Below are 4129 nucleotides of genomic sequence, written 5' to 3' on the forward strand. Positions count from 1 at the left end.
CGCGCGCCTCCGGTCGGGCTACGCCCGCCCTCCGCCGCACGCAGCGCAAGGCCATCTTCAACAAACCAGCATCATATTATCCGAAAAGGGGGTCCCTCTTCGACGCCGATCGGGGGTCCCTTTTGAACGCCGTTTGACAGCTGTCCCCCCAATGGCCTCGACCCGTCGCTTGAACGACCGGAACTTCCTCCAGTCCCGGCACACGGGGTCGATGTCATTGAGATACAGAACACGGCTGTCCGGGAATTCGTCGCGCCAACTCGCAAGGTCCTTGGCCATATTGGCTTGATGGCACAAATGCCCCGAAGCATAGGCGAAGCGCGATTTGATGGCATAGGGGCGGCCAAGCGCCACGGTCCCGAGGGTATCGATGAACTCGTGGCACGCAGCGAGTTTTTCGCTGTCCGTCAGGGGCTGAACTACGCGCGCCCACGCGCGAAGCCGTTGCACGTCGTGCGTGAGATCGTTGATTATATTTGCCAGTTCCGCGGCATATTCGCTGAGCATCTGAGTATAGGGTAGCCAAAGACCGCCGATGGGATCCGGAAGGCGCCACCAATTATACGGCATGAACCGCAAATCGTCTGGGCCGTCGTCGTCGAGTATTCTACGAAATGAGGAATACATTTCAATCGCTTGCAGTGACTGTTGATGCGCGAACGCGTCAGGCTCTGTCGGCATTGGTGCAATCCCTCGTTCAAATGGCGCGTCCGAGTGACTATGTCGTCACATCTTCTGGCGCCAGCAAAAGGACCGACGGGTGAGTTTGAACATGCCGACAGCGTGGCGGTACGGGACGCAAGTTCCTATGGAACCGGTCGCGGTGCACGCATTCAATTCGCTCGTTCACACGATTGCCGGTCAGACTGAATCTTCTTGGTCGATATTCGAGCTGTTCAAGGCGAAGTTCAACGGCGGCCAAAGTTCAAGCTCTAGTGAAAGCTGGGCCATCAGCGACTTGCACGTCAGCATGATGAGCGCGGGGCAAAACGCCCCAACATTCATCAGCGCATTCTGGGACGGCTGCATGCAGGTCCGGGCGCAATATCCTGAGATCGGGCTTCCCGACGCCGACGTGGTAAACCAGCTTCTTTTTGATCATTCGGTCCCGTTCGAAGTTCGCCCGCCCGATCTTTTGCCGCGCAATCCCCAAACGCCGATCGCAGTGCAAGCTCCGGCTCCTTCGATCGGGGAAAAGTCGGTCGCGCTGATACATGCTTCGCTCGACCAGGCGGATCGCCTGCTGCTGGAACATCGACCCAGGCAAGCCGTGCAGGAAATCCTCTGGCTTCTGGAGACCGTGGCCACGGCCTTTCAGGGCCAGGAGAGCGGATCCGGAACCGTCGAGGGCAAATATTTCAATGAAATCGTTCGGGCGCTCCGGTCCAATCATCGCGGGGCGGCCCTCGCCGAAGCGCTGGGTTGGATGGCTAGGATGCACGGCTTCCTGTCGTCACCTACAGGCGGCGGAGTTCGTCATGGGACCAAATTGTCGGCAGACGTTTCACCGTCCCTCAAGGAAGCCCATCTCTACTGCAACCTTACGCGAAGCTACATTAATTACTTGTTGGCCGAGATCGGCAATCCCTCGGTTGCGACCACGACCTAGGGTGTGCCGATTGAGCGCGATGTGATGGGAACAGGGGACTGTGGCTGTGCTCGAAAAGGTAAAAGATTATCTCCTGCGGCGGCGGGAGACACCTGCGGCCCCTCCCGCCAACGCAGGAACGCGCGATCCTGAGGCTGAGGCTGGGGGTGACAATACCGCTATGCAGGCAGACCGGCCGATCGAGCGGAAGGCTGAGGACATCTTCGACCGTGCGCCGTTCGCCGAACAGATTGCCGGCATCATCGCTGGGCGGGTGGATCCCTCGAGCTTGGTGATCGGGCTCTATGGTCCCTGGGGGGACGGAAAGACCTCGACCCTCGCCATGATCCGCGAGTCTCTGGAGAATAATCCCGACATCATCGCCATGGATTATAATCCGTGGTTCTACGGCGACACGACCGAGCAGCTGACTCGAAGCTTCTTTGCATCAATCCAGGCGAAACTTGAGAAGAGCGGCTACTTCACACTCGAGAAGATTGGCTCCGTCATGGAGACCTTCGGCGGGGGTGTCCCCTATGTCGGCGAGGGCATCAAGAATGTCGGCAAGGCGATGACCACGGAGGCGCTCACCGACGCCCGAGACAAGCTCGGCGAAATCCTGCGTCGGCATCGCAAGAAGGTCGTGATCTTCGTCGATGATATCGATCGCCTCGACCGGGCCGACATCCAGACCCTGTTCAAACTGGTTCGCCTGTCGGGCGGTTTCGACCATACGACCTATATTCTGGCATTCGACGACGCGGTCGTTGCAGAGGCGCTCGGCCAGGCCTATGGCTCAGGCGACCCCGTCGCAGGCCGACGCTTCCTCGAAAAGATCGTGCAGGTTCCGCTTCATCTGCCGCCGGTGCGCCGCGAGAAGCTGCGCGACCTTATGTTTGCGGCGTGCGACCGGACCCTTTCTGCGAACCAGATCGAACTCAAGGAAGGCGAGGGATCCGAGCTGGGGCATGCGTTGGCGTCCGGGTTCGTGCATGCGTTAAAAACCCCACGACAGGTCAAGCTTCTCGACAATGCCCTGAGCTTCGCGGTTCCTCTCCTGAAGGACGAGGTGCGCGCCGTCGACCAGGTCCAGATCGAGGCGCTGCGCATCTTCTATCCCGAGCTGTATGAGGCGGTTCGAAAAAGCCCCGACACGATGTTGCGATCGCGTGAGCAGCGCGAAGGTCAGCGTCTTTCTCCCGTCGAGGCCGCGATCGATGCCCTGAAGGCGGGGGAAGACGAGAAGAAGGCCGTTCGCGACTTCCTTATCGGATTGTTTCCGCGCTTCAGCACCATGGGATATGGGGATGATTGGGACGCCTCTTGGAACGCCGAAAAGCGAATCTGTGGCCGCGACTATTTTCCGCGCTACTTTGGCTACGCGGTTCCTCAGGGCGACATCTCCGACAAGGTCGTCGACGAGCTTGTAGGCGTTGCTGCTGCCGGTGACGTCGGCGCCGCCCGCGTCATTGTTGCCGATAGCTTTACCCTCGGCGCTGCCGAGCTCCTCGTCAGGAAGCTACGTAGCCGGGAGGAAACGCTTCCCATCGATGCTTCCTTGCCGATTATTCGTGCGGTGGCATCCAACGCCGCGTCGATCCCGGTCACCCGCGACATCATGATGGGGGACTTCGTCTTGTCGCAAGCCGCGACCCTCGTGACGCGCCTCGCCGCTCGCGCAGATGCCGAGCAACAAGATTCCTGGCTGGCTGCCGCCATCGAGGACACAGACTCTCTCTTCTTCGCGTCGCATATCGTGCGGCGCTCGCTAGCCGAGCCGAAGCGACCGAACGACCGCGCCTCGCTTCCGGCGCTTCGCGTTGAGCGCCTTGGCGCCCTAATGTTGGGCCGGCTACGAGCCATGGCCCGGCAGGGCGATATATTCGAACAAGTCGGTGATCGCATCGGTCGGGTCTTTAACGCAATCAGGTCGAGTGGCTCTGAGGCGACGCAGCGGGGGCTTCGCGAGCTGCTCGCCGAGACCCTCGCGGCAGATGCTTCTAATGCTGTGCGCTTCGTGAAGGCTTTTGCTGGCCGGACGCAGGGCGGCGACGGCGTCACTCGGATCAGCGATCTTACGCGTGACAATTATCGCGGGCTCGCCACGGTTTTCGATATGGACGCGCTATTTGCCCAGTTGGAAGCGGCATTCGGCGAAGAGATTGCGAAGGCCGAGTGGCGCGAAGCAGACGGGAATATTGGGGATGACGATCGGAGGATCGCCGAGCAGTTTGCGTTTCTGCATCTTAATCCGGCGGCGCCCGATGGGGATGAGATTCCAGCGGACGATTAATGATTGCGCCTGATGAAACGTGCTCGTTCAAGGAGTTCGTCAAATGTGACGATGTCGATGCTTCTTCGGCCGCTTTTTCGACTTACGCATAGAAGCGGACAGTCTCAAACCGTTGAGAGTTTCAGACGCCGATAGGCGTCAGAAAGTCTTCGGTGCCCGAACCGCGGGCCGCATGGACTGAGCTATGGGGAAAGTTGTTTTGCGCTGATGGCGAGGTAGCCAGTTGCTGCCCAAAAGCGGACGTGCGC

At 59.8% G+C, this 4129-nt stretch carries 3 protein-coding genes; 2 read left to right on the forward strand and 1 reads right to left on the reverse strand.

Annotated elements, in window-relative coordinates; translation table 11 throughout:
• Window positions 1-57 precede the first annotated feature (57 nt).
• Window positions 58-681, reverse strand: a complete 624-nt coding sequence (locus JNM03_RS00005) for a hypothetical protein (RefSeq protein WP_294033399.1) — start codon at window positions 679-681, stop codon at window positions 58-60.
• A gap of 127 nt (window positions 682-808) precedes the next feature.
• Between JNM03_RS00005 and JNM03_RS00010 the strand changes: the two genes are divergently transcribed.
• On the forward strand, window positions 809-1609 hold the full coding sequence (locus JNM03_RS00010) for a hypothetical protein (RefSeq protein ID WP_294033401.1): 801 nt from the start codon (window positions 809-811) through the stop codon (window positions 1607-1609).
• Between the two features lie 46 nt (window positions 1610-1655).
• Window positions 1656-3881, forward strand: coding sequence for a P-loop NTPase fold protein (locus tag JNM03_RS00015; protein ID WP_294033403.1), 2226 nt, complete (start codon window positions 1656-1658; stop codon window positions 3879-3881).
• Window positions 3882-4129 lie beyond the last annotated feature (248 nt).

Origin of the sequence: Sphingopyxis sp. (assembly GCF_016793825.1) — a bacterium.
In the GTDB taxonomy this organism is placed as follows: Bacteria; Pseudomonadota; Alphaproteobacteria; order Sphingomonadales; family Sphingomonadaceae; genus Sphingopyxis.

Excerpts from the sequence above, each read along its gene's own strand:
- JNM03_RS00010 (WP_294033401.1), top strand. The coding sequence starts at position 809 with ATGGAACCGGTCGCGGTGCACGCATTCAATTCGCTCGTTCACACGATT.
- JNM03_RS00005 (WP_294033399.1), bottom strand. The coding sequence starts at position 681 with ATGCCGACAGAGCCTGACGCGTTCGCGCATCAACAGTCACTGCAAGCG.